Source organism: Streptomyces sp. ID05-39B, from assembly GCF_033794725.1.
GTDB classification, from domain to species: domain Bacteria; phylum Actinomycetota; class Actinomycetes; order Streptomycetales; family Streptomycetaceae; genus Streptomyces; species Streptomyces bobili.
In genome coordinates this window covers 1-24,666 of the sequence record NZ_JARGEF010000115.1, presented here as the reverse complement: position 1 = coordinate 24,666, position 24,666 = coordinate 1, and the positions used below count along the sequence as shown (strand labels likewise).

At 70.1% G+C, this 24,666-nt stretch carries 24 protein-coding genes and 1 pseudogene; 13 read left to right on the top strand and 12 right to left on the bottom strand.

The features are described 5' to 3' along the window. Positions 1-33: 33 nt before the first annotated feature. From P1P75_RS23565 to P1P75_RS23545, 5 genes are all read right to left on the bottom strand, one after another. A complete protein-coding gene (locus P1P75_RS23565) occupies positions 34-912 on the bottom strand; it encodes an SCO1860 family LAETG-anchored protein (protein ID WP_319258527.1) in 879 nt (292 codons plus the stop codon). Between the two features lie 122 nt (positions 913-1,034). Then, the gene (locus P1P75_RS23560) at positions 1,035-2,132 is read right to left on the bottom strand and encodes an amidohydrolase family protein (protein WP_319258525.1); all 1,098 of its coding nucleotides are present in this window, start codon (positions 2,130-2,132) and stop codon (positions 1,035-1,037) included. A 22-nt stretch (positions 2,133-2,154) separates the two neighbouring features. Next, entirely contained in the window at positions 2,155-2,946 is a 792-nt protein-coding gene (locus tag P1P75_RS23555) for an amino acid ABC transporter ATP-binding protein (protein ID WP_319258523.1), read from the bottom strand. Beyond that, complete coding sequence (locus P1P75_RS23550) at positions 2,943-3,779, bottom strand: amino acid ABC transporter permease (protein ID WP_319258521.1); 837 nt, start codon at positions 3,777-3,779, stop codon at positions 2,943-2,945. The genes P1P75_RS23555 and P1P75_RS23550 overlap by 4 nt, the downstream gene beginning before the upstream one ends. Further along, entirely contained in the window at positions 3,776-4,627 is an 852-nt protein-coding gene (locus P1P75_RS23545; protein WP_319258519.1) for a transporter substrate-binding domain-containing protein, read from the bottom strand. Before P1P75_RS23545 ends, P1P75_RS23550 begins: the two co-directional genes overlap by 4 nt. Positions 4,628-4,801: 174 nt before the next feature. Between P1P75_RS23545 and P1P75_RS23540 the strand changes: the two genes are divergently transcribed. From P1P75_RS23540 to thpD, 6 genes are all read left to right on the top strand, one after another. Beyond that, positions 4,802-5,902 (top strand): aminotransferase class V-fold PLP-dependent enzyme, encoded by a 1,101-nt coding sequence (locus P1P75_RS23540; protein ID WP_319258528.1) that lies wholly within the window; start codon positions 4,802-4,804, stop codon positions 5,900-5,902. Positions 5,903-6,202: 300 nt separating this feature from the next. Then, positions 6,203-6,715, top strand: coding sequence for a DinB family protein (locus P1P75_RS23535; RefSeq protein ID WP_319258517.1), 513 nt, complete (start codon positions 6,203-6,205; stop codon positions 6,713-6,715). A 272-nt stretch (positions 6,716-6,987) separates the two neighbouring features. Beyond that, a complete protein-coding gene (gene ectA, locus P1P75_RS23530) occupies positions 6,988-7,497 on the top strand; it encodes a diaminobutyrate acetyltransferase (protein WP_319258516.1) in 510 nt (169 codons plus the stop codon). 171 nt (positions 7,498-7,668) lie between these two features. Continuing rightward, positions 7,669-8,958 carry a diaminobutyrate--2-oxoglutarate transaminase gene (gene ectB / locus P1P75_RS23525; RefSeq protein ID WP_319258514.1) on the top strand — a complete coding sequence of 430 codons (1,290 nt, stop codon included), beginning with the start codon at positions 7,669-7,671 and terminating at the stop codon, positions 8,956-8,958. A gap of 43 nt (positions 8,959-9,001) precedes the next feature. Beyond that, complete coding sequence (locus tag P1P75_RS23520; protein WP_086770406.1) at positions 9,002-9,406, top strand: ectoine synthase; 405 nt, start codon at positions 9,002-9,004, stop codon at positions 9,404-9,406. A 7-nt stretch (positions 9,407-9,413) separates the two neighbouring features. After that, positions 9,414-10,316, top strand: coding sequence for an ectoine hydroxylase (gene thpD, locus P1P75_RS23515; protein ID WP_319258512.1), 903 nt, complete (start codon positions 9,414-9,416; stop codon positions 10,314-10,316). 179 nt (positions 10,317-10,495) lie between these two features. Here the strand turns inward: thpD and P1P75_RS23510 are convergent, their stop codons facing one another. The 4 genes from P1P75_RS23510 to P1P75_RS23495 all read right to left on the bottom strand — a co-directional run bounded on the left by P1P75_RS23510 (position 10,496) and on the right by P1P75_RS23495 (position 14,664). Continuing rightward, a complete protein-coding gene (locus tag P1P75_RS23510; protein ID WP_319258510.1) occupies positions 10,496-11,548 on the bottom strand; it encodes an aminotransferase class V-fold PLP-dependent enzyme in 1,053 nt (350 codons plus the stop codon). Positions 11,549-11,662: 114 nt separating this feature from the next. Then, positions 11,663-12,379, bottom strand: coding sequence for a DsbA family oxidoreductase (locus tag P1P75_RS23505; protein ID WP_319258508.1), 717 nt, complete (start codon positions 12,377-12,379; stop codon positions 11,663-11,665). 106 nt (positions 12,380-12,485) lie between these two features. Further along, positions 12,486-13,094: a DUF1349 domain-containing protein gene (locus tag P1P75_RS23500; RefSeq protein ID WP_319258506.1), complete on the bottom strand. Its 609-nt coding sequence runs from the start codon at positions 13,092-13,094 to the stop codon at positions 12,486-12,488. A 40-nt stretch (positions 13,095-13,134) separates the two neighbouring features. Next, on the bottom strand, positions 13,135-14,664 hold the full coding sequence (locus tag P1P75_RS23495; protein WP_319258505.1) for an aldehyde dehydrogenase (NADP(+)): 1,530 nt from the start codon (positions 14,662-14,664) through the stop codon (positions 13,135-13,137). A gap of 144 nt (positions 14,665-14,808) precedes the next feature. Between P1P75_RS23495 and P1P75_RS23490 the strand changes: the two genes are divergently transcribed. The 3 genes from P1P75_RS23490 (at position 14,809) to P1P75_RS23480 (ending at position 17,632) form a co-directional block, all read left to right on the top strand. Beyond that, positions 14,809-15,582: an IclR family transcriptional regulator gene (locus P1P75_RS23490; RefSeq protein ID WP_319258502.1), complete on the top strand. Its 774-nt coding sequence runs from the start codon at positions 14,809-14,811 to the stop codon at positions 15,580-15,582. 3 nt (positions 15,583-15,585) lie between these two features. Then, a complete protein-coding gene (locus tag P1P75_RS23485; protein WP_319258500.1) occupies positions 15,586-16,056 on the top strand; it encodes a GNAT family N-acetyltransferase in 471 nt (156 codons plus the stop codon). 124 nt (positions 16,057-16,180) lie between these two features. Beyond that, the gene (locus P1P75_RS23480) at positions 16,181-17,632 is read left to right on the top strand and encodes a penicillin-binding transpeptidase domain-containing protein (protein WP_319258498.1); all 1,452 of its coding nucleotides are present in this window, start codon (positions 16,181-16,183) and stop codon (positions 17,630-17,632) included. A gap of 87 nt (positions 17,633-17,719) precedes the next feature. Here P1P75_RS23480 and P1P75_RS23475 read toward each other — a convergent pair whose 3' ends face one another. After that, positions 17,720-19,171 (bottom strand): NCS2 family permease, encoded by a 1,452-nt coding sequence (locus P1P75_RS23475; protein WP_319258496.1) that lies wholly within the window; start codon positions 19,169-19,171, stop codon positions 17,720-17,722. 272 nt (positions 19,172-19,443) lie between these two features. Between P1P75_RS23475 and P1P75_RS23470 the strand changes: the two genes are divergently transcribed. The 4 genes from P1P75_RS23470 (at position 19,444) to P1P75_RS23455 (ending at position 22,031) form a co-directional block, all read left to right on the top strand. Next, positions 19,444-20,013, top strand: coding sequence for a SigE family RNA polymerase sigma factor (locus tag P1P75_RS23470; protein ID WP_319258495.1), 570 nt, complete (start codon positions 19,444-19,446; stop codon positions 20,011-20,013). Beyond that, a complete protein-coding gene (locus tag P1P75_RS23465) occupies positions 20,010-20,876 on the top strand; it encodes a hypothetical protein (protein ID WP_319258493.1) in 867 nt (288 codons plus the stop codon). Before P1P75_RS23470 ends, P1P75_RS23465 begins: the two co-directional genes overlap by 4 nt. A 95-nt stretch (positions 20,877-20,971) precedes the next feature. Further along, on the top strand, positions 20,972-21,802 hold the full coding sequence (locus P1P75_RS23460; protein ID WP_319258491.1) for a pectate lyase: 831 nt from the start codon (positions 20,972-20,974) through the stop codon (positions 21,800-21,802). 52 nt (positions 21,803-21,854) lie between these two features. Next, positions 21,855-22,031, top strand: a complete 177-nt coding sequence (locus P1P75_RS23455) for a hypothetical protein (RefSeq protein WP_319258490.1) — start codon at positions 21,855-21,857, stop codon at positions 22,029-22,031. 110 nt (positions 22,032-22,141) lie between these two features. On the opposite strand, the gene P1P75_RS23450 is transcribed toward P1P75_RS23455, so the two are convergent. Continuing rightward, positions 22,142-23,296, bottom strand: coding sequence for a right-handed parallel beta-helix repeat-containing protein (locus P1P75_RS23450; RefSeq protein ID WP_319258488.1), 1,155 nt, complete (start codon positions 23,294-23,296; stop codon positions 22,142-22,144). A 139-nt stretch (positions 23,297-23,435) separates the two neighbouring features. Then, positions 23,436-24,520 (bottom strand): annotated as a pseudogene (locus P1P75_RS23445) (chondroitinase-B domain-containing protein). Positions 24,521-24,666: the final 146 nt, after the last annotated feature.

Genomic DNA, 24,666 nt, shown 5'->3' with positions numbered 1-24,666 from the left:
AGATGTGTAATCCGGGGGCGGGGTCCCCAGGGCTCACCCGCGGCGCCGCGTGACGGCCACCGCCGCCCCACCCGCCGCCAGCAGGGCAACGGCGCCGCCCGCGACGTACGGCGTCATCGAGCCGCCCCCCGTCTCCGCGAGACCGGCCTCCGCGGGAGCACCCTGTGCCTTGACGTCCTTCACGGGTTCCGCGGTCACCGGCGTCTCACACGTCGCCTCGGCGAGGGTCACCGTGCCCGTGACCTCGGCAACGTTGAGGTTCAACGGATTGATGGCCACGGTGAGTTCGAGGGCGGTCGCGGCGGCAGTACGGGACGTCGTCCCCCGTTGCCCGAGATCCAGCCGGACCTCGCCGACCCCCGGCACCTTCACCTCGGTGGGGCCGCCGGCCGACACGGACACCCGCTTGCCGAGGACGGTGACGGCGCCGACCGGGCTGGAGGTGGCGACCGGCGCCTTCCCGGCCTCGCAGACGGCCTTGGACGAGACGGCCTCGATCTCGATGAGGGAGAGGAGGGGCAGACCGGGTACGTGCAGCCTGGCGTGGGCCAGCCGGGTCGACGCCTCGGCCCTGCCCGCCTCGACCGTGGCCTTCGACTCGGCCACGTCCGCGCGCAGCACGCTGAAGGGTCGGCCGCCGTCGACGCCGTCGAGTTCGACGGTCAGCGCGGTCTTCTCGGCGCTCCGCGGCGCCCGCACCTCGTTGAGGGAGACGGCGAGGGGTACGTCGACGGTCTTGTCGAGCAGGGCCACGTCGAGGCCGGTGCGCAGCACGACGGCGCTCGCGCTCCCCTCGTCGGCCGCCTGCGCCGCGGGCGCGCCGGCCAGCGCGGCGGGACCTGCGGCGAGGGCGGTGGCGGCCAGCACGGTGGCGCAACGGCGTGCGGGCATGCGGAAGTTGTAGCGGTTCACGGTGTGGGACCCCCAGAGAGAATGCTTGGGACGTCGAAAGGATGTCGCACCACCGCCCGTTCGACAGCGCCCCTACCCGACTTCACCCCAACGTGGCGCACCCGCACACGTCTTCGACGATTTCAGCCCACGATCCGCCCGTTCAGTACCAGTCGTGACGGCGCCGCCAGTACCCGTACGTCGGCGCGCGGGTCCTGGTCATAGACCACCAGGTCGGCCGGGGCGCCCTCGTCGAGGGCGGGGCGGCCGAGCCAGGTGCGGGCTGACCAGGTGGTGGCGGCGAGGGCCCGCACCGGGGGGATGCCGGCCTTCACGAGTTCCGCGATCTCCGCGGCGATGAGGCCGTGGGGGAGGGCGCCACCCGCGTCGGTGCCGGCGTAGACGGGGATGCCGGCGTCGTAGGCGTTGCGGACGGTGTCGTAGCGGCGGGCGTGGAGCCGGCGCATGTGGGCCGACCAGGCCGGGTACTTGGTCTCGCCGCCGGCCGCGAGCTGCGGGAAGGTCGCGATGTTCACCAGGGTCGGGACGATGGCGACGCCGCGGGAGGCGAACAGGGGGATCAGGTCGTCGGTGAGGCCGGTGGCGTGTTCGACGCAGTCGATGCCCGACTCGACCAGGTCGCGCAGGGAGGCCTCGGCGAAGCAGTGGGCGGTCACCCGGGCGCCCAGGCGGTGGGCCTCGGTGATCGCCGCCTCCACGGCGTCCCGTGGCCAGCATGCGGTCAGGTCGCCGGCGTCGCGGTCGATCCAGTCACCGACCAGTTTGACCCAGCCGTCGCCGCGCCGGGCCTCCCGGGCGACGTACGCGACGAGGTCGTCCGGCTCGATCTCGTGGGCGTAGCCGCGGATGTAGCGGCGGGTGCGGGCGATGTGCCGGCCCGCCCGGATGATCTTCGGGAGGTCCTCGCGGTCGTCGACCCAGCGGGTGTCGGAGGGCGAACCGGCGTCACGGATCAGCAGGGTCCCGGCGTCGCGGTCGGTGAGTGCCTGCTTCTCGGCGATGTCGGCGTCGACCGGCCCGTGGGCGCCGAGGCCCACGTGACAGTGGGCGTCGACCAGGCCGGGCAGGGCCCAGCCGGTCACCGTGCTGATGTCACGGGCGCCGGCGGGACGGTCGTAGGAGACTCGCCCGTCGATCACCCACAGCTCGTCGCGGACCTGGTCCTCGTCCGGTCCGGCGAGGACCCTGCCCTTCACGTGCAGCACCGTGTCGTCGCTCATGCACGGCACCTTAGACCGAGGCTCAGGTACCGCCGCCGACCTGGTCGGAGGTCTCCTCCTCCACCTCGGCCATCGCCGGGTCGAGGAGGCGGGAGAGGAAGTGTCGGGTGCGTTCGTGCCGGGGGGCGCCGATGACCTGCGCGGGGGTGCCGTCCTCGACGATCAGTCCGCCGTCCATGAAGACGACACGGTCGGCGACCTCGCGGGCGAAGGTCATCTCGTGGGTGACGACCATCATGGTCATGCCCTCGTTCGCGAGCATGCGCATGACCGCGAGGACGTCGCCGACCAGTTCGGGGTCGAGGGCCGACGTCGGCTCGTCGAAGAGCATCGCCCGGGGGCCCATCGCCAGCGCGCGGGCGATGGCTACGCGCTGCTGCTGGCCGCCGGAGAGGGAGGAGGGGTAGGCGGTCGCCTTCTCGGAGAGGCCGACCCGCTCCAGGTTCTCGGCGGCGACGCGGGCCGCCTCCGCCTTGCCGCGCCGGAGGACACGGCGCTGCGGCAGCGCCAGGTTCTCGGTCACGGTCAGGTGCGGGAAGAGGTTGAACTGCTGGAACACCATGCCGATACGGCGCCGGGCGGCGTCGATGTCGACGTCCGGGTCGGTCAGTTCGACGCCGCCGACGATCACCTGGCCCTGCGTGGGCTCCTCCAGGAGGTTCACGCAGCGCAGCAGGGTGGACTTGCCGGAGCCGGACGGGCCGATGACGCAGACGACCTCGCCCTGGCCGATCTCCAGGTCGATGCCGCGCAGCACCTCGTTGTCCCCGAACGACTTGTGCAGTCCTCGGACTTCGATCTCCGGTCGGCTCATTTCACGGCCTCCTGGGCCTTCGCCTCCATGCGGCGCACGACGAAGCCGAGCGGGATGGTCACCAGCAGGTAGCACAGGCCGGCGACGAGGATGGGGGTGGAGTTGGCGGTCGTACTGGCCAGGTCGCGGCCGTACTTGGACAGTTCGCGTTCCTCCAGGGTGACGCCGAGGAACAGCACCAGCGAGGAGTCCTTGAAGAGGAGCACCAGTTCGTTGGTGAGCGGCGGGAGGATGATGCGGAAGGCCTGCGGGATGATGATCGAGATCATCGCGCGGGCGGGCGAGAAGCCCAGTGAACGGGCCGCCTCCATCTGTCCCTTGGGCACGGCCTGGATGCCCGCGCGGATCGTCTCCGCCATGTACGCCGCCGCGACCAGGCCGAGGGCGAGGGCGACCTTGCCGTACGTGCCGCCGATGATCTCCGTGCCCGGGAAGGCCAGCGGCACGGCGACGCCGATGAAGATGAAGATCAGCAGGGCGGGCAGGCCGCGGAAGATCTCGATGTAGATTCCGGCGAGCCAGCGGTAGGGGCCGACGGACGACAGCCGCATCAGCGCGACGACCATGCCGAGGGCCAGTCCGACGGCGAAGCCGGACAGGGTGTACAGCACGGTGTTCTTCAGCGCCAGCGTGATGACGTCGGGGAACATCTGCTCGGCGATGTCCGCCTGCGCGAACTGGTTCTGCAGCCGGTCCCAGTCCGCCGAGGCCGCGAAGACGATCAGGGCGGCGACGAAGACGACGTACTGGATGCCGCGCGACAGCTTGCGCTTCTGGGTCCTCGACAGTCCCTTCCGGCGGAGCGGGACGTCCTGCTTCGTGGCGTCGCTCATGAGGCGGACGGGGAGGCCGCGGTCGCGTCGTACGGGCCGATCCACTGCTCGTAGAGCTTCTTGTACGTGCCGTCGGCCCTGGCGTCGGCGATCGCCTTGTTGATGGCCGCGACCAGCTCGGTGTTGCCCTTCTTCACCGTGAAGCCGTACTGCTCACCGGTGTTGAGGTTGTCGACGATCTCGTAGACGTCCGCGTCGGCCTTGTTCTTCAGCCAGCCCTGGACGACCGGGTAGTCGATGACGACGGCCTTGACCTGACCGGTGCGCAGGCCGTTGAGGACGGCGTCGGAGGATTCGAAGGAGACCGGGTCGAAGCCCTGCTTCACCACGTAGTCCTCGCCGGTGGTCTGCGCCTGCGCGCCGAGCTTGACGTTCTTCGACTTGATCTCGGCGAGGGAGTTCACCCCGGCGTCCTTGTTCACCAGGACGGCCTGCGTGGCCTCGAAGTAGGGGTCGGAGAAGTCGACGTTCTTCTTCCGCTCCTCGGTGATGGTCATGCCGGCCGCGGCCAGGTCGCACTCGCCGGAGTTGAGGAAGGCGCCGGTCTTGAAGTTCTCGAACGGCGTGTCCAGGATCTCCTGCTTGACGCCCAGGTCCTCGGCGACCAGGTCGATCAGGGAGACGTCGAAGCCCTTCACCTTGCCGTCGATCTCCGACTGGAACGGCGGATAGGGCAGGTGGGTGCAGGTCGTGAGCTGACCCGCCTTGACCAGCTCCACACCGCCCGCGGCGGTCTTGGAGCCGCTGCCGCCGTCGTCGCTGGAGGTGCAGGCGGTCACGAGCATGAGCCCGGCAGCGACGGTGGTGGCGGCCAGGACACGGGTGCGACGCCCGAGGAGCGTGTTCACGGCGGGCCTTCCTGTGGGGGAACTGTAGGTTCCGATTATAAGGAGAAGTTTGAGTCTCTCAAATCAAACCCTTGGCACTTCGGCCCCTCGGCCTAAGAACTCGCCGGTCGGGGCGGTGGGGGTCACGCCGGTTACTCTCGTCACCCATACCCCGTGAGCGAAGAGAGCACCGCCGTGACCCACCCCTTCCTGGATCTCGCTCCGTTGAGCGCCGCCCGGTTCGCCTCGGTGGAGGACCGGGTGGCACGGCTGCTGGGCACCCGGCAGGATGTCGTGATCATGCAGGGCGAGGCGCTGCTGCCGCTGGAGGGCGCGATCCGCGGGACGGCCGGGCCGGGCACGACCGCGCTGAACGTGATCACCGGGCCCTACGGGCGGACCTTCGGCGACTGGCTCCGGGACTGCGGCGCCACGGTGATCGACCTCTCGGTGCCCTTCCACACGGCGGTCACCGCCGAACAGATCCGCGCGGCCTTCGTCGAGCACCCGGAGATCGGCTTCGTGTCGCTCGTGCACGCGGAGGCGGCAACCGGCAACACCAATCCGGTCGCGGAGATCGGCGAGGTGGTGAAGGAGCACGGTGCGCTGTTCTACCTGGACGCCGTGGCCTCCGTGGGCGCCGAGCCGGTACTGCCGGACGCGTGGGGCGTGGACCTGTGCGTGATCGGCGCGCAGAAGGCGATGGGCGGCCCGGCGGGCGTGTCCGCCGTGTCGGTGAGCGAGCGCGCCTGGGCCCGGATGGCGGCGAACCCGAAGGCACCGCGCCGTTCCTACCTGTCGCTGCTGGACTGGAAGGAGCGGTGGGTCGACGGCGGCCGCAAGGCGCTGCCGCACGCTCCGGCGCAGCTCGAGATGCTGGCGCTGGAGGCGTGCGTGGAGCGCATCGAGGCGGACGGCCTGGAGACCGTGATGGCCCGGCACGCGTCCGCCGCCGCCGCGACCCGTGCGGGTGCGGTGGCGCTGGGGGCGGGGCTGGAGCCGTACGTGCACGACGCGCGGGAGGCAGCGCCCGTCGCCACGACGCTGAGGGCGCCTGCGGGTGCCGTCGCCTCGGAGCTGGTGACGCGGGCACTGACGGGTGATCCGGCACTGCCGCTGGCCGCGGGCGGGGGCGCGTTGGCCAAGGAGATGATCCGGGTCAACCACTACGGGGCGGACGCGACACCGGGTGCGGTGCGCAGCAGCCTGACGGCACTGGGCGCGGCGCTCGCGGAGAGGGGCCTGGCAGCGGACCTGCCGGGCGCGCTGCGGGCGGCGGAGCGTGCCTGGCGGTGACCAGGGACGACGGAGCCCTGCGACGGGGCACGTTGCGGGCGGCCGAACAGGCCTGACGGTGACCAGGGACCACGCGGTCTCCCGGGCGTACTGCGGGCGGCCGAGCAGGCCCGGCGGTGACCAAGGACGACCGACCCCTGCGACGGAGCACGTTGCCGGCGGCCGAACAGGCCCGGCGGTGACCAGGGACCACGCGATCTGCCGGGCGTACTGCGGGCGGCCGAGCAGGCCTGGTTGACCAGGGGCGAGGGGGCGCCGTGATCGGGCCCGGTTGTCGGTGGCGGCTGCCATGCTCGCCGCATGACCACTCTTCCCGACGGCCGTCCCGTCCCCCTGATGACCGGTGACGAGCGGGCCATGCTCGACAGTTGGCTCGACTTCCACCGCGCGACCCTGAAGCTGAAGTGCGTGGACCTGGACGACACCCAGGTCCGGCAGGCCTCGGCCGAACCCTCCTCCCTCACCCTGCTCGGCCTGGTGCAGCATCTCGCCGAGGTCGAACGGAACTGGTTGCAGAGGGTGTTCGCGGGACTCGATGTCCCGCCCGTGTTCGAGGAGCCCACCGGGTACGTCCTCAGCGCCGGGCGGGGACTCGGCGAGGCGCTGACGGTGTGGCAGCGGGAGGTCGCGCGGGGGCGTGAGCTGACCGCGGGATGCTCACTGGAGGAGACCGGGCGGATCGTCGACGGGCCGGTCGCCGGGGCGCGGGTCAGTCTGCGCTGGGTGCTGATCCATCTCATCGAGGAGTACGCGCGGCACAACGGCCACGCGGACATTCTGCGGGAGCGTATCGACGGGGTTACCGGAGTCTGAATTCAAGGCAATTCCGCAGCCCTTTCCCCTCGCCTTTCCCTCACCCTTTCCCAGGATGGCTTTCCCGAGTTCTCCTGCCCGGATCTCCCGGACTTAAACGCAGGGATTTTGCGAGCACATCACGGACGCGTGACGCATTGCACAGAGGTGAAGATTTGATCCGTTTTGTACGGTAGAAAACGACGCAAAAGGTCACGTGACCACGAGGGCAGCACGGAACCATCGCCACCTCTCCATGCATTTTTGAATTTCTCTCGGTAAGTTCAATCCGCATGACTGCCACACAAGCAGACCTGCGGATCGACCGCCCCTCGGTGGCGGACGGGGCCGCTCTCTGGCGTATCGCCAAGGAATCCGGGACGCTCGATCTGAACTCCTCCTACAGCTATCTGCTGTGGTGCCGGGACTTCGCCGGCACCTCGGCGGTGGCGCGCTCCGAGGGCGGCGAACCGGTCGGTTTCGTCACCGGGTACGTCCGCCCCGAGGCGCCGCAGACCCTGCTCGTCTGGCAGGTCGCCGTCGACGGCGCGTACCGCGGCCGCGGCCTGGCCGCCGCGCTGCTCGACGGGCTGACCGCGCGGGTCGCCGCCGAGCGCTCCCTCACCACCGTCGAGACCACGATCACTCCGGGCAACACCGCCTCGGAGCGGCTGTTCATCTCCTACGCCGCCCGGCACGGTGCGGACGTCACGCGCGAGGTCCTGTTCGACACGGCACTGTTCCCGGACGGCCCGCACGACCCCGAAGTCCTGTACCGCATCGGCCCGTTGACCTCGGCCTGAGCCGCCCCCGACCTTCGCGACTCCCCCGCGCCCGCAGACTTCCGCACTCCACCGCGGACTTCCGCCACGCCATCGCGGACTCCCGCACGCCACCAGGACTTCCGTACGACGTCCCTTCCGCAAGACCTCCCTTCCGCACGACTCCCCCACCGCACGAGGAGTGTTTTCGCCGTGACCATCACCCAGCCCGACCTCAGCGTGTTCGAGACCCTCGAGTCCGAGGTGCGCAGCTACTGCCGCGGCTGGCCCGTCGTCTTCGACCGGGCGCAGGGCAGCCGGATGCACGACGAGGACGGACACCAGTACCTCGACTTCTTCGCCGGTGCCGGGTCGCTCAACTACGGCCACAACAACCCGGTACTGAAACGGGCGTTGATCGACTATCTGATGCGCGACGGCGTCACCCACGGGCTCGACATGTCCACCGTCGCCAAGCGGACCTTCCTGCAGACCTTCCAGGATCTGGTGCTGCGGCCGCGTGACCTGCCGTACAAGGTCATGTTCCCGGGCCCGACCGGCACCAACGCCGTGGAGTCCGCGCTGAAGCTGGCCCGGAAGGTGAAGGGGCGCGAGGCGATCGTGTCGTTCACCAACGCCTTCCACGGGATGTCGCTGGGCTCGCTCGCCGTCACCGGAAACGCCTTCAAACGGGCCGGGGCGGGTATCCCGCTGGTGCACGGCACGCCGATGCCGTTCGACAACTACTTCGACGGCCAGGTCCCGGACTTCCTGTGGTTCGAGCGGCTCCTGGAGGACCAGGGCTCCGGGCTCAACAAGCCGGCCGCCGTGATCGTGGAGACCGTACAGGGCGAGGGCGGCATCAACGTGGCGCGCCCGCAGTGGCTGCGGGCGCTGGCCGAGCTGTGCGAGCGGCAGGACATGCTGCTGATCGTCGACGACATCCAGATGGGCTGCGGGCGCACCGGTGCCTTCTTCTCGTTCGAGGAGGCGGGCATCACCCCCGACATCGTCACGGTGTCGAAGTCCATCAGCGGCTACGGTCTGCCGATGTCGCTGTGCCTGTTCAAGCCCGAGCTGGACGTGTGGGAGCCGGGTGAGCACAACGGCACCTTCCGCGGCAACAACCCGGCGTTCGTCACGGCCACCGCCGCGCTGGAGACGTACTGGGCCGACGGGTCGGCGATGGAGAAGCAGACCCGCAAGCGCGGGGAGCAGATCGAGCAGCAGCTGATCTCGATCACCGAGGAGAACCTCGCCGACGTCAAGGAGTACCGGGGCCGCGGCCTGGTGTGGGGCCTGGAGTTCCACGACAAGGGCCGGGCCGGGCGGGTGGCGCACCGCGCCTTCGAACTCGGGCTGCTGATCGAGACGTCGGGCCCGGAGGGCGAGGTCGTCAAGCTGCTGCCGGCACTCACCGTGACGCCCGAGGAGCTGGACGAGGGCCTGAGCGTCCTCGCCCGCGCCGTACGGGAGACCGTCGCCGTGCCCGAGACCGCCTGACCCCGCTCAGACCCACCACCTACCTAGGAGGCATCGCAATACCGTGATCGTCCGTTCGTTCAAGGACATCGAGGGCACCGACCGGCATGTGAGGTCGGCGTCCGGCACCTGGGAGAGCAAGCGCATCGTCCTCGCCAAGGAGAGGGTCGGCTTCTCCCTGCACGAGACGATCCTGTACGCGGGCACGGAGACGTCGATGTGGTACGCGAACCACGTCGAGGCCGTCGTCTGCGTGGAGGGTGAGGCCGAACTCACCGACCACGAGACCGGGCGGGCACACACCATCACGCCCGGGACCATGTACCTCCTCGACGGGCACGAGCGGCACACGCTGCGCGTCAAGGAGGACTTCCGCTGCATCTGCGTGTTCAACCCGCCCGTCACGGGACGGGAGGACCACGACGAGAACGGCGTCTATCCCCTGCTCACCGAGCCCGAGGAGGTGTGACATCCCCATGACCACTGTCACCGGCACCCACGTCACCGATCTCTACCCCAGCCGCGGCGCCACCGAGGTGACCGTCCCCCGCCAGGACCCGGTCGTCTGGGGCGCCCCGGACGCGCCCGGCCCGTTCGAGCCGCTCGACCTCCAGTCGTTCGAGCGGGACGGCTTCGCCGCCGTCGACCAGCTCCTCACGGACGACGAAGTCGCCGTCTACAAGCGCGAGCTGGACCGGCTGGTGGGCGATCCGGTGATCCGGGCCGACGACCGGTCCATCGTCGAGCCGAGGACGAAGGAGATACGGTCCGTCTTCGAGGTGCACCGGATCAGCGAGGTCTTCGCCCGGCTGGTGCGCGACGAGCGGGTCGTCGGGCGGGCCCGGCAGCTGCTCGGCTCGGACGTGTACGTCCACCAGTCGCGGATCAACGTCAAGCCCGGTTTCGGCGCGTCCGGCTTCTACTGGCACTCCGACTTCGAGACCTGGCACGCCGAGGACGGTCTGCCCCGGATGCGGACGGTGTCCGTCTCGATCGCGCTGACCGAGAACCATGACACCAACGGCGGCCTGATGATCATGCCGGGATCGCACAAGACGTTCCTGGGCTGCGCCGGGGCCACGCCGAAGGACAACTACAAGCAGTCGCTGCAGATGCAGGACGCGGGCACGCCCTCGGACGAGGCGCTGACCGAGATGGCGTCCGCGTACGGCATCAAGCTGTTCACGGGCCGGGCCGGTTCGGCGACCTGGTTCGACTGCAACTGCATGCACGGGTCCGGCGACAACATCACACCGTTCCCGCGCAGCAACGTCTTCATCGTCTTCAACAGCGTGGAGAACGCGGCGGTCGAGCCGTTCGCGGCACCCGTACGGCGGCCGGAGTTCATCGGGGCGAGGGACTTCACACCGGTGCGATGAACCCGGCCGGAGGCCCGGGGGCCGCCCCCGGAAGACACAGCATCGGGGCGAGGGACCTCACACCGGTGCGATGAACCCGGCCGGAGGCCCGGGGGCCGCCCCTGGAGAACGCCGCATCGGCGCAAGGGGCTTCACACCGGGTGCGCTGAGCACTCCCCCGCCCAGCGCACCCGGTGTGCTCAGCCCGAGAGCACGTCCAGCAGTCGGTCCACGTCCGCTGTCGTGTTGAACAGGTGGAAGGCCGCGCGCAGATTGCCCGCGCGGTCGGAGACCTCGATCCCGGCGCGGCTCAGCTCCGGCTGCCGGGTGCCGAGTCCGGGCACCGACACGATCGGCGAGCCCGGCGCGGGCACGGGCTCGTGGCCGAGGGCCGCGAGCCCGGCCCGGAACCGGTCGGCGAGGGCGAGGTCGTGGGCCTGTACGGCGGCGACGCCGAGTTCCTCGATGAGATCGAGGGAGCGGCGCAGCCCCGCGTAGGTGAACAGGGCGTGGCTGAGGTCGAATCGCCGTGCGGAGTGGGCGAGTTCGGCGACGGGTCCGTAGCAGCTGTCCCACGGCACCTCGCCGGCGACCCATCCCGACAGCACCGGCGTGAGTCCGCCGAAGTCCTCCGGGACCACGAGGAAGGCGGCCCCGTGCGGGCCGAGCAGCCACTTGAAGGAGACGGCGGCGGAGTAGTCGTAGGCGTCGGCGTCCATCGGGAGCCAGCCGGCGGACTGCGAGAAGTCGACGTAGGTGCGCGCGCCGTGGGTGCGGGCCGCCTCGCGCAGGGCGGGCAGGTCCGCGATCCGTCCGTCGGCGGACTGGGCGGCGCTGACCGCGACGAGCGCGGTGCCGGGGCGGACGGCCTCGGCGATCCGCTCCAGCGGGACCGCGCGGACCTTGAGGTCGCCGCGGACGTGGAACGGGTTCAGCACGGAGGTGAAGTCGTCCTCGGCGGTGAGGACCTCGGCGCCCGGCGGGAGTGAGGCGGCGATGACGCCGGTGTGGGCGGCGACCGAGGCGCCGGCCGCGACCCGGCTGACGGGGACGCCGGCGAGCCGGGCGTACGCCGCCCGGCAGGCCTCCACATCCTCGTACAGCGAGGTGAGTGGCCGGCCCTCGGCCCGCAGCAGCGCCGCCTCGTGCAGGGCGGTGACGGTGCGGGCGGGGAGCAGGCCGTTGCTCGCGGTGTTCAGGTAGGTGCTCTTCGGCGCGAACTCGGCGCGGACGAGGCTCTCGAAGGTCTCCATGGGTCAACTCTGCGACCCACGGAAGTCAAAGTCCATTGCGAATTCTTACGCGGTTTCCCTAAGGAACGCTTATAGATCCGCCGTCACCTGCACCTTTCGCCGGTGCCGCGCGTTTCAGTGCTGCGGTACCGCGCACCCGTCGGGACCGCAGGCCTCGGCGTCGCCCTGGTCGACGAGCTTGAGCGGGGAGCGCTCGCCCCAGGCCTGGGTGAGGGCCTGGGCGAAGACCTCGGCGGGCTGGGCGCCGGAGACGCCGTACGTGCGGTCGAGGACGAAGAAGGGCACGCCGTTCGCGCCGAGCTGGGCGGCCTCGGCCTCGTCGGCGCGGACCGCGTCTGCGTAGGCGTCCGGGTCGGCGAGGACCTTGCGGGCGTCGTCGGCGTCCAGACCGGCCTCGACGGCCAGTTCCACGAGCCGCTCGTCGCCCTCGGCGAACAGGGACCGCTCCTCGGCGAAGTTGGCCCGGTACAGGAGCTGGATCAGCTCGTCCTGGCGGCCCTGCTCCTTGGCGAAGTGCAGCAGGCGGTGCATGTCGAACGTGTTGCCGTGGTCGCGGTCGCGGGTGCGGTAGTCGAGGCCCTCGGCGGCGGCCTGGGCGCCGAGGTTGTCCTCGCCGGCCTGGGCCTGGGCCTCGCTCATGCCGTACTTCTTGCTCAGCATGGCCAGCACGGGCGTGATGTCGCCCTTGGCCCGGCCGGGCTCCAGCTCGAAGGAGCGGTGGACGACCTCGACCTGGTCACGGTGCGGGAAGGCGTCGAGCGCCTTCTCGAAGCGGGCCTTGCCCACGTAGCACCACGGGCAGGCGATGTCGCTCCAGATCTCGACGCGCATGTCTCGGCTCTCTCCAGGTCTGCGGGTACGGAGACTCCCTCCGCCGAGTATGTGAACGTTCAAACGGTCGGACTCATTCCCCGTCCCCGAAACGGGTCGGCCCCGGTCAGCTGCCGTCGCGCAGGTCGTCCGGCCAGGTCGGGCGGAACTCCAGGTGGTCGTAGGTGACGACGCAGCCCTCGCCCATCGGCGCCTGTGCCATGAAGCCGACGAGGGCCGCGCCCGTCTCCTTCTCGTCGCCCAGCGTGAACAGCCGGACGAAGATCCAGTGCTTGCCGTCGCGGGAGGCGTGGAAGGCGAAGGCGCGGCCGGTCCGGCTGACCCGGAGCCAGACGGAACTGCCGTCCACGGTGAAGGAGTTGGCGTCGTCGGAGTGGCCGCGGGTGACCACCGTGCAGACGGTGGGCACGTCCGGGGAGTACTCCAGGCAGAGCTTGGCCCAGGCCCGTTCGCCGACGTGGACGTACAACACCCCGGCGTCGAAGCCGCCGTTGAAGCCGACGGTCACCCGGGCGATGAACTGGAAGTCGCCCACGGGCGCCCCCAGCAGCCGGGGCGCGTCGGCGGCCGGGTCGAGCCCCTCCGCGGTGGGCGACACGAACCGGTCCTGGCGGGGACCGGCCCATCCGGTGAGGACCCCGTCCTCGTAGCTCCAGTGCCCGTCGGGCCCGTAGGTGCGCAACGGGAAGGGGAGTTCGGCGAGTTCGAGGTCCATGCTCAGAGTTTCCCAGATTCCTTCTGCCGCCCGGTGCCGGTCATCGCTCGAGGTGGTTGTTGAAGCGCCGGGGCAGGCCCAGCGGGTTGTCGTCGCGCAGCTCGGGCGGCAGCAGCGCCTCGGGGGTGTTCTGGTAGGCGACCGGGCGCAGCCAGCGCTCGATGGCCGTACCGCCGACCGAGGTGGAGGTGGAGGTGGTCGCCGGGTAGGGGCCGCCGTGGTGCTGTGCGGGGGCCACGGCCACGCCGGTCGGCCAGCCGTTCACCAGTACCCGGCCGGCGAGCGGGGTCAGCTCGGCGAGGATCTCGGCGCCTCGGCCCTCGCCCGCGGCCTCCTGCGCCGACAGGTGCACGGTGGCGGTGAGGTTGCCGGGGAGCCGCGAGAGGACGGAACGCGCCTGCTCGTCGTCGTCGTAGCGCGCCACGACGGTCACCGGGCCGAAGCACTCCTCCAGGAGCAGGTCGTACGCCCCATCGCCGGTGAGCTTCCCGGCCGGCACCGTCAGGAAGCCGGCGCTGACGGTGTGCTCGCCGCCCGCTCCGGGCGTGACCGGCGTCTCGACCTCGGGCAGCTGCGCCCGCTCGGCGACACCGGCGAGGAAGTTGTCGCGCATGCGGTGGTCGAGCAGGACGCCCGCGTCGGTGTCGCTGACCGCGTCGGTGAGCGACTTGACGAGGCCGTCACCGGCCGCGCCGGACGGCACGAGGACCAGGCCCGGCTTCACACAGAACTGTCCGACGCCCAGCGTCATCGAGCCGGCCAGGCCGGTCCCGATGGCGTCCGCGCGCTCGGCGGCGGCGGCCTCGGTCACGACGACCGGGTTGAGCGAGCCCAGCTCACCGTGGAAGGGGATCGGCACGGGCCGCGCCGCCGCCGCGTCGAACAGCGCGCGGCCGCCGCGGATGGACCCTGTGAAGCCGGCGGCGGCGATCAGCGGGTGCTTGATCAGCTCGACGCCCGCCTCGAAGCCGTGCACCAGGCCGAGCACCTCGTCGGGGATGCCGTGCTCGGCGGCGGCCAGGCGGACCACCTTGGCGACCAGCTCGGACAGGCCCGGGTGGTCGGGGTGGGACTTGACGACGACCGGGTTGCCCGCGGCCAGCGCGCTCGCGGTGTCGCCGCCGACGACGGAGAACGCGAAGGGGAAGTTGGACGCCGAGTAGACGGCGACGACGCCCAGCGGCACCTTGTAGCGGCGCAGGTCGGGCACCGGCGGGGTCGCGGTGTCGTCGGGGTGGTTGATGACGACGTCGAGGAAGTCGCCCTCCTCGACGATGTCGGCGAAGGCGCGCAGCTGGTAGCAGGTGCGGGCGAGTTCGCCGGTCAGCCGGACCGGGCCGAGCGCGGTCTCCGCGTCGGCCACCTCGACGAGCTGGTCCTTGGCCGCCTGCAGCCGGTCCGCGGCGGTGCGCAGGAAGGCCGTGCGGACGGTGCGGTCGGCGAGCGCCGCCCGTGTACCGTGCGCGGCGCGGACGACGGAGTCCACCTCCTGGGCCGTGGCCTCGACCGCGACCTGTTCACGCTGCTTCCCGGTTCGGGGGTCGACACTCCAGACTGGTGCTGCTGCCACCGCGGGTCCCTCCACGTTCGATGCCGCATCGCAATGCCGCTGTACTTACCTCACCACCAGGGACGTTCGATATGCTGAACGCTGTCTCTGATGCTGAATATGCTGTTGGAGACTATTTCCCGTCGAACGAAGGGGTCAAGGGCGATGTCGGCTGGCGAGACGGGGGGCGGGGCGCAGGTCAAGTCCGCGGTGCGGACGGTTGAACTGCTGGAGTACTTCGCCGGCCGCCCCGGTATGCACTCCCTCGCGTCGGTCCAGGAGGCCGTCGGGTATCCCAAGTCCAGCCTCTACATGCTGCTGCGCACGCTGGTGGAGCTGGGCTGGGTGGAGACCGACGCGACGGGCACGCGGTACGGCATCGGGGTGAGGGCGCTGCTGGTCGGCACCTCCTACATCGACGGCGACGAGGTGGTCGCGGCCGCCCGTCCCACGCTGGACCGGCTCTCGGACGACACCACCGAGACCATCCACCTGGCACGGCTGGACGGCACCAACGTGGTGTACCTCGCCACCCGCCAGTCGCAGCACTACCTGCGGCCCTTCACCCGGGTCGGCCGCAGGCTGCCGGCCCACTCCACCTCCCTCGGCAAGGCGCTGCTGAGCACCTACAGCGACGAGCAGGTCCGCAAGCTGCTCCCGGAGACGCTGCCCGCGCTGACCGAGCACACCATCACCGACCGCGAGAAGCTCGTCGAGGAGCTGCACCAGGTCCGTGAGCAGGGCTTCGCCGTGGACCGGGAGGAGAACACGCTGGGGCTGCGCTGCTTCGGCGTCGCGATCCCCTACCGCACTCCGGCGCGGGACGCGATCAGCTGCTCGGTGCCGGTGGCCCGGCTGACGCCCGCGCACGAGCAGCTGGTGAAGGACGCTCTGTTCGACGCGCGTGACCGGCTGACACTGGCGACCCGTAGGCTCTGAGTCATGGAGATCGCCCTGCGCCCGGTCCATGACAGCGATCTGCCGGTGTTCTACCGGCAGATGAATGATCCCGAGTCCCTGTGGATGGCCGCGTTCACCGCGAAGGACCCGGCCGACCGGGCAGCCTTCGACGCCCATTGGAAGAAGATCCGCGCCTCCACCGCCGTGAATCGCGCGATCCTGGCGGACGGTGACGTGGTGGGCAGCGCGGCGGTCTACGGCGAACCGGGCGAGCGCGAGGTCACGTACTGGGTGGACCGCGCCTACTGGGGGCGCGGCATCGCCACCGCCGCGTTGTCCGCCCTCCTCGCGGAGGTGCCCGAGCGCCCGCTGTACGCGCGCGCGGCGGACGACAACGCCGGTTCCCGGCGGGTCCTGGAGAAGTGCGGCTTCCGGCTGAGCGCGCGGGCCACGGGGTACGCCCACGCGCGCGGTGCGGAGATCGACGAGGTCGTCCTGGTCCTGGAGGGCTGACCTCCCGGACGCACGAGGGCCCGCCGTGGTGCCGGTCATCCGTCCCGGCGGCTTCATGAACACCGGATGAGAATCCGGGCGGACGGGAACGACCGGGTCCGTCCCGTTCGTCTGTCCGATCGCGATGAACAAGACGATCAGGCGTGCCTCCGTCTTCGCGCTGCTGCTGGTGTTCTCCCTGTTGTTCCGGGCGACCTGGGTGCAGTTCTACGAAGGCCGGGCGCTCGCGGACGACAAGGACAACCGGCGCAACGCGATCGAGACGTACGCGGAGCCGCTCGGGAACATCATCGTGGCCGGAAAGTCGGTCACCGGTTCGGCGGCCACGCCGGACAGCGACCTGAAGTACAGACGCACGTACACGGACGGCGAGTTGTACGCCGCTGTGACGGGCTACGCCTCGCAGGCCTACGCCCCGACACAGCTGGAGGGCATCTACGCCGACCTGCTCAACGGCACGGACCCCCGGCTGAAGAGCGCGGTGGACGCGGTCACGGGCGAGCGGGCCGACCCGGGCGATGTGATCACGACGATCGACCCGGCCGTGCAGAAGGCGGCGTACGACGCGCTCGGCGACAAGAAGGGCGCGGCCGTCGCGATCGACCCGGTGACGGGCAGGATCCTGGCGGTGGCGTCGACGCCGTCGTACGACCCGTCCTCACTCACCGACGCCAACACGGCGGGCACGGCCTGGAAGAAGCTCACCGCTGACGCCGACAAGCCGCTCACCAACCGGGCGCTGCGCCAGCCGCTGCCGCCGGGGTCGACGTTCAAGCTGGTCGTGGCGGCGGCGGCGCTGGAGGACGGGCTCTACTCGTCGGTGGACGAGAGGACGGACAGCGCGGACCCGTACACGCTGCCCGGCACGACCACGGTGCTGAGCAACGAGAACCCTTCGGCGCCCTGCGAGGACGCCACGATCCGGGTCGCGCTCCAGTACTCCTGCAACAACGTCTTCGCGCACATGGCCGTCCGGCTCGGACAGGACAAGCTGCGGGCGACGGCCGAGAAGTTCGGCTTCGACGACGAGACGCAGGACGTTCCGGTGCGGGCCTACCCGAGCGTGTACCCCTCCGGCATGGACGAGTCGTCCACCGCCCTCACCGGCATCGGGCAGTTCGACGTGACCGCCACCCCGCTCCAGATGGCCATGGTGTCGGCCGCCCTGGCCAACGGCGGCAAGCTGGTGTCGCCGCACATGGTCTCGCGGGTCACCGACGGCGGCGGGAGCGTCCTCACCGACTACGACGACGAGGCCTCGACCACGCAGGTCGTCAGTGCCGACACCGCCGAGCAGTTGCGGTCGGCGATGCAGACGGTCGTCGAGGAGGGCACCGGCACGAACGCCCGTATCGAGGGGGCGACCGTCGGCGGCAAGACGGGCACGGCCCAGCACGGCGAGAACAACAGCCGGACGCCGTACGCCTGGTTCACCTCGTACGCCAAGGGCGGTGACGGCAGGGAGGTGGCCGTGGCGGTGGTCGTGGAGCAGTCGAACGCGGCCCGCTCGGAGGTGAGCGGCAACGGCTTGGCGGCCCCGGTGGCCAAGGCGATGATGCAGGCGGCGATCAGCTGAGGGGCACGGGACCGTGTTCGGTACGCGGCTCCGCCGCGTGGGCGCGACCAGCCACGACGGAGCCGCGGGCTGATCGCGCACCTCACGTCACTTGACGCCGAGCACCTGCTCGATCGGGTCGATGGCGAAGTAGACGACGAACAGGGCCGAAGCCCCCCACATGAGCCAGTGCACGTCCCTCGCCCTGCCCAGCACCGTCTTGATCACGACGAACGCGAGGAACCCCGCGCCGATGCCGTTGGTGATCGAGTAGGTGAACGGCATGACGGCGATGGTCAGGAAGGCGGGGATGGCGATCTCGTACTTGTCCCAGTCGATGGACTTGACCTGGGTCATCATCAGGAAGCCGACGGCGACCAGCGCGGGCGCCGCCGCCTGGAGCGGCACGATGGTGAGCAGCGGGGTCATGAAGAGGGCGAGGGCGAACATGGCGCCGGTGACCAGGTTGGAGAACCCGGTGCGCGATCCCTCGCCGACTCCGGCCGCCGACTCGATGTAGGAGGTCGCGGAGGACGAGGAGGCCGCGCCGCCCGCGACGGCCGCCGCGCCGTCGATGAGCAGCACGCGGCCCAGGTTGGGCACCTTGCCGTCGTCGTCGAGGAGCTTGGCCTCGGCGCTGATGCCGACGACGGTGCCCATGGTGTCGAAGAAGTCGGACAGGATCAGCGTGAAGACGAGCAGGACGACCGTGATGACGGTGGTCTCGCCGAACGCGCCGAACAGGCTGAAGTGTCCGATCAGTCCGAAGTCGGGGGTGTCGACGAGCTGGTCGGGCCACGCGGGCGTGGTCAGGCCCCAGGACTTGATGTCGGCGACGGAGTTGATGACGATCGCGAGGAGCGTCATCGTCAGGATGCTGATGAGGATGGCGCCCTTGACCTTGCGGGCGAGCAGTCCGATGGTCAGCAGCACGCCGAGGCAGAAGACGAGGATCGGCCAGCCGCCGAGGGTGCCGGTGGCGCCGAGCTGAACCGGGACCGTGGTGCCCGCGACATCGGGGATGCGGCTGACGAAACCGGCGTCGACGAAGCCGATGAAGGCGATGAACAGGCCGATGCCGACGCTGATCGCCTGCTTCAGCGGTTGCGGGATGGCGTGCATGACGGCCTCGCGCAGGCCGGTCACCACCAGCACGCAGATCAGCAGGCCTTCGAGGACGATCAGGCCCATCGCGTCGTCCCAGCTCATCAGCGGGGCGATCTGGAAGGCGACGACGGCGTTGAGGCCGAGTCCCGCGGCGAGGGCCAGCGGCAGGTTGCCGCCGACGCCCATGATGACGGTCATGACGGCGGCCACGAGGGCGGTGGCAGTGGTGAGTTGCACGGCGTCGAGTTGGTGCCCGAACTTGTCCTTGGCGCTGCCCAGGATGATGGGATTCAGGACAAGGATGTAGGCCATCGTGAAGAACGTGGCGAAGCCGCCGCGTATCTCCCGGCCGAAGGTCGATCCCCGTTCGGAGATCTTGAAGAACCGGTCGACGCTGTTCACCGCCGCGGGCGGTGAACTCGGCCGGCCGGCCGCCTTCTGCGTTTCGGACATGACGGAGACTCCTCGTGACCTGGTGATCAGTGTGCGGATGCTGGCTGGATTGTTCCCCCGCTGAACCCCGTTCAGGTTTTCACCGTGTTACGGAATCAGGGTTCGGTCTGTCATACACCGTTCGAACCCCTGTACCGAACAGTCGATTGATCACTGCTACGCTCCGGATCTCGTCCTGGCCCTCTCCCCGGGACCCACCCATGTCATTCACATGACATGCACAGCATCCACCCCCGCCGGGGTGCAGATTCCGCATCGAGAAGAGGTCACCCGTGGGCACAGTCGTCGACGACGCCGCCTCCGTGGAGTTCCATGCCTTCTTCGAACGCCACCACGCCGAACTGGCCCGGCTGGCCCACCTGTTGACCGGCGAGGCGGACGCGGCCGACGATCTGGCGGCGGACGCGCTGCTCGCGCTCTGGCAGCGCTGGGACCGCGTGCGCGCGGCCGATCACCCGGTGGCGTACGCACGAGGCGTCGTGGCCAATCTTGCCCGCACCCGGATCCGCAGCGCGGTCCGTGAGCGCCGCCGGATCGCCCTGTTCTGGTCGCAGCGCGAGGAGAAGACGGAAAATCCGGACGTCGCGGGCGTTGTGGACGTCCAGTCGGCCCTGCGTAGACTCCCCTTCCGCAAACGGGCCTGCGTGGTGCTCCGGCACGCGTTCGACCTCTCGGAGAAGGACACCGCGCTCGCTCTGGGCGTCTCGGTGGGTACGGTGAAGAGCCAGACCTCGAAGGGAATGGCCGAGTTGCAGAAGGTGCTCGGCGCCACCGGGGGTTCGCGGAAGGTGCACGCCGTGATGGCGGCGCGCACGGGTGAGGCCGGAGGAAGGGACCGATGACGATGCAGCGGGACGTGCACGGCGAGCTGCGCGCCCGGTTGCACGGGGCGGCCGAGGCGTACGAGCCCGACCGCGAGCGGATCCTCGCCCGGATCGAGCGCGGCATGGTGGAGCAGGAACGGCCCGGCACTCACCGGTCGACGCGCCCGGCCCTGTGGGGCTGGGCGCGCATCGTGAGCGCCACGGCCGCGGTCGCGGGCATGCTCGCGGTCGGCGGCTACGCGGTGGCGTCCGCGGTGAAGGACGACCCGCCGCAGCAGTCGGTCTCCGTCTCGCCGCCGCCGGCGGAGTCCCCGGACGCGACGAGCCGCCCGCCGGCCTCACCGAAGGCGACGCCCGGTTCGGGTGGCGGCGGGCAGGACCGCACCGAGCCGAGCAGCTCGCCGTCGAAGTCGGCGCAGGCCAGGCCCTCCGCCTCCGCGCCCGCTCCGCTGCCGGCCGTCGACGACACCGAGGACGGCCCGCTGTGGTCGGACGGCTCGGTGGACCCGCACAGCAACGACTTCTGGGCGCAGAGCAATGTGACGATCAAGACCTCCGAGCAACTCACGCGGCTCACCGTGCAGTTGAAGGTCGCGCAGAGCGGCGGGGTGGTCTCGACGGGCGCCTGGCGCGCACTGCCCGAGGCCGACTTCACGCTCACGGTCGAGGAGCGGGACGGCTTCCTTCTCTACACCTGGGTGCTCAAGGAGGGCCGTACGGTCCCCGAGGGCGAGTGGGTGTTCGCCGGGCAGTACAACCACGACCGGGGCGGCCGGGACGCCAGGGACGACAGCTACGTGGCCGTCGGCACGGCCGACGGCGACAAGAGCTCCGTGGGCGGCGACTTCGCGGCCCAGGACGACGACGAGGGCGACTCGTAGGGGTTGCGGAAAAAGTTTCGGCGAAGCGGCAACCCTTCCCTCACCGGTGACGACCACAAGGCGCAAGAGTCACCAAGCACTTGAGGAATCGGTACATGACTGCACCAGCTGAACCGCGCGTCCGCCACCGCCGCAGGGTCACCAAGCGGCGTGCGCTGATCGCGGGCTCCGCCGCCTTCGCCGTCTCCGGAGCCGCGATCGTCACCACGACGATGCTCTCGTCCGCGGGCGCCGCCTCGACCTGGCCGACGGCCAAGGGCAGCAAGGCGGTGTCCTCGACGATCAAGGTCACGGGCACCTACGACGGCAAGCTGACGAAGTTCTCCGGGGCCGGCGCTCTGGGCGGCAGCGGTCAGGACGAGGGCCAGGACCCGATCTTCGAACTGGCCGACGGCGCCGTGCTGAAGAACGTGATCATCGGCACGCCGGGCGCCGACGGCGTCCACTGCAAGGGCTCCTGCACGCTCCAGAACGTGTGGTGGCTGGACGTCGGTGAGGACGCCGCCAGCTTCAAGGGCAAGTCCGCCTCGTCGGTGTACAAGGTCATCGGCGGCGGCGCGAAGAACGGCGCCGACAAGGTGCTCCAGTTCAACGGTGCCGGCAAGCTGATCGTGACCGGCTTCCGGGTGGAGAACTCCGGCAAGCTGGTCCGCTCCTGCGGCAACTGCAAGACGCAGTACAAGCGCACGATCGTGCTGAGCGACATCGACATCGTGGCGCCCCTGAAGGTCATCGTCGGCGTCAACGCCAACTACGGCGACACCGCGACCCTGTCGAAGATCCGCGTCCAGGGCGACCCGAAGAAGAAGACGAAGACCTGCGTCCGCTTCAAGGGCAACAACACCGGCAAGGAACCCACCGAGCTGGGCACCGGCGCCGACGGCAAGACCTGCAAGTTCTCGCCCTCCGACATCACGTACAAGTAGGCGGGCCGGCCTTCCCGTGAGCGCGCGCAGGAGACACCTCACGCGTCGGCGTGTGCTCGGGGCCTCCGCGATCGGCGTCGCCGTCACCGGCTTCGCCGTCACCGGCTTCGTCGTCACCGGCTTCGTCGTCGCGGGAGGCGCCGGCCTCCTCTCCTCCGCGTCCGCCGCCGCCTCGGCTACTCGGACGACGCCAGGAACTCCGTCGTCGACACGGGCGCTGCCTTCCTGAGCCCTGGCACCTCGTTCGACTGCGTGGACCTGCGGGCCTGAGCCCCTCTCGGGCCCGCACGGAAGAACGCCCCCGCCGGCGGTCACCGGCGGGGGCGTTTCACTGCCCGCTCAGTTCATCGTGGTACCGATGGTGGTGGACCCCGTGGTCAGGAACGTCGTCGTCGGCAGCGCCCCGTCCGCCTTGCGGGCGCCGTACGCCGTCGTCGCGTCCGTCGACCTGAAGGCCGGGCCGGCGACGCCGCCGTCCCAGTTGTTCGCCGCGGAGACGGTGGAGGAGCCCAGCTTGGACAGGCCGCCCTTGTTGCCCACGGCGAGGTTGCGGGCCAGGCGCGCCCTGCCGGTCGCGAAGTAGAAGCCGGCCTGGGCGTTGGCGTACGCCGTGTTGCGGTTCAGGACGATCGCGCCGGGGTTGGAGTTCTCGGTGAACCCGTTCAGCGTGTTGTCCCAGGCCGCGTTGTTGTTCACGACGTGCGCGACGACGACACCTCCGCCGCCCAGCTTGAAGCCGTTGCCGTTGCCCTCGAAGGCCGTGTCGCTCCATCGGTTCTTGCCGTTGCCGAAGGCCCAGGTGTGGTCGATGGTGATGGGCGTGGAGAACTGCCACAGGTCGAGGCCGTCGTCGGAGTTGTTGTGGAGGCGGGCGCCGGTGATCCGGTTGCCCGTCCCGGAGCCGAACTTGACGGCGATGCCGTCCGCGTTCTGGCCGTGTCCGGTGGCGTCGTAGTTGCCGTGGCTGTCGAGGTTCTGCACGAGGTTGCCGACGGTGTTGTCACCGCGCAGGGTGAAACCGGTGTCGCCGTTTCCTGCGGTGACCAGGTTCCTGAAGACGCCTCCGGTGGAGGAGGTGACGACGAAGCCCTGGGCCGGGGACTTCTGGAAGGTGAGGTTCTGCACGGTCCAGTAGCTGCCGTAGATCCCGGCGAGCCAGGAGCCGGCCGGCAGCTTGGACCCGTCGATCTTCACCTTCTCGCCGCCGTACGCCTGGAGCGTGATCCGGTTCGTGGCGGTGCCGCTGGCCGTGGACTTCAGGCCGGCCGTCGGGTAGTAGGTGCCGCCGCGGACCTGGATGACGGTGCCCGCGGCGGCGTTCCTCACGGCCGCCTCCAGCTGGGCGGTGGTCGACACGGTGACCGTCGTCGTCGCGGCCTGGGCGCCGTCGTTCGTCAGGCCGAGGTAGACGCCGCCCGCCCCTGAGGCGAGCGCCACCGCGGCGGCGATCGAGAGGGTGCCCGTCCTGCGGTGGCGTCCGGTGCTCAAACGCACGGGGCGTTCCTTTCCTGAGGGGATGGAGAGAAACGCGCCGGAGAGGTCCGTCGTCCGGCGCGATTCCGCTCCCCAGTCGCCGCCGTGGCCGGGAAAGGTTGCCGGGCCCCGCGAAAAGGGGCCGAAACTTTCGCGGCGGTCAGTTCATGGTCGCCCCGATGGTGGTGCTGCCCGTGGTGAGGAAGGTGGTCACGGGCAGCGCGCCGCCCGACTGGCGGGCGTTGTACGTGGTGGAGGCGTCCGTGGAGCGGAAGGCGGGCGTGCCGATGCCGGAGTCCCAGTTGTTGCCGGCCGAAATGACCCTGGAGCCCTTGTTGACCTGGCCGCCTCCGTTGCTCACCGCGAGGTTCTTGCCGAGCTTCGCGGAGCCGGTCGCGAAGTAGTAGCCCCACTTGGCGTTGGCGTAGGAGGTGGTGCGGTTGATGCTGATGGCGCCGGTGTTGGAGTTCTCGGTGAAACCGTTTCCTGCGTTTCCCCAGGCGGCCGAGTTGTTGACGGCGTGGGCGACGACCTCGCCGTCGCCGCCCAGTTTGTAGCCGTTGCCGTCGCCCGCGAAGGCGGAGTCGGACCAGCGGTTGGCGCCGTTGCCGAAGGCCCAGGTGTGCTCGACGGTGACGGGCGAGGAGAAGGACCAGAAGTCGAGGCCGTCGTCGGAGTTGTTGTAGAGGCGGGCCCCGGTGATGAGGTTGCCGGTGCCGGAGCCGTACTTGACGGCGATTCCGTCGGCGTTCTCGCCGTGGCCCGCGGCGTCGTAGTGGCCGTAACTGTCGATGTTCTTCACGGTGTTGTTGACCGTGCCGTCGCCGGTGAGGGTGAAGCCGGAGTCGCCGCCGTTGATCGTCTTGATGTTGTTCCAGTTGGTCCCGGTGCAGGACTGGCAGACGACGGCGCTGTCCGGGGAGTTCTGGAAGGTGAGGTTCGAGACGTTCCAGTGGTCGGCGGTCAGTTTGAGGATCCAGCCGCCGGCGGGAAGGCTGGAGCCGTCGATCTTCACGGTCTCCGAGCCGTACGCGGTGAGCGTGACCGGCGCGGAGGCGGTGCCGTTGGCCGTGGACTGGAGGGTGGCCGTCGGGTAGTAGGTGCCGCCGCGGACCTGGATCACGGTGCCGGCGGTGGCGTTCCTGATGGCGTTGGACAGGTCGGTGGAGTTGCTCACGACGACGGTGGCGGCCTGGGCCGGGGTGGGGAGGCGGCCAGGGCGGCCCCCAGGGGGGAAGGGGTCAGGGCGGGGGGCTGGCCCCTAAACACATCCTCCGGAGCCCAGGAAAAAGGCAGAAACTCGGATTGCGGCCTCTGGTTTGAAAAAAAAAGAACAACAGAGAAAAGATCAATACTGTTATGAGAGGATTTGAGAAGTAACATGAGATGAC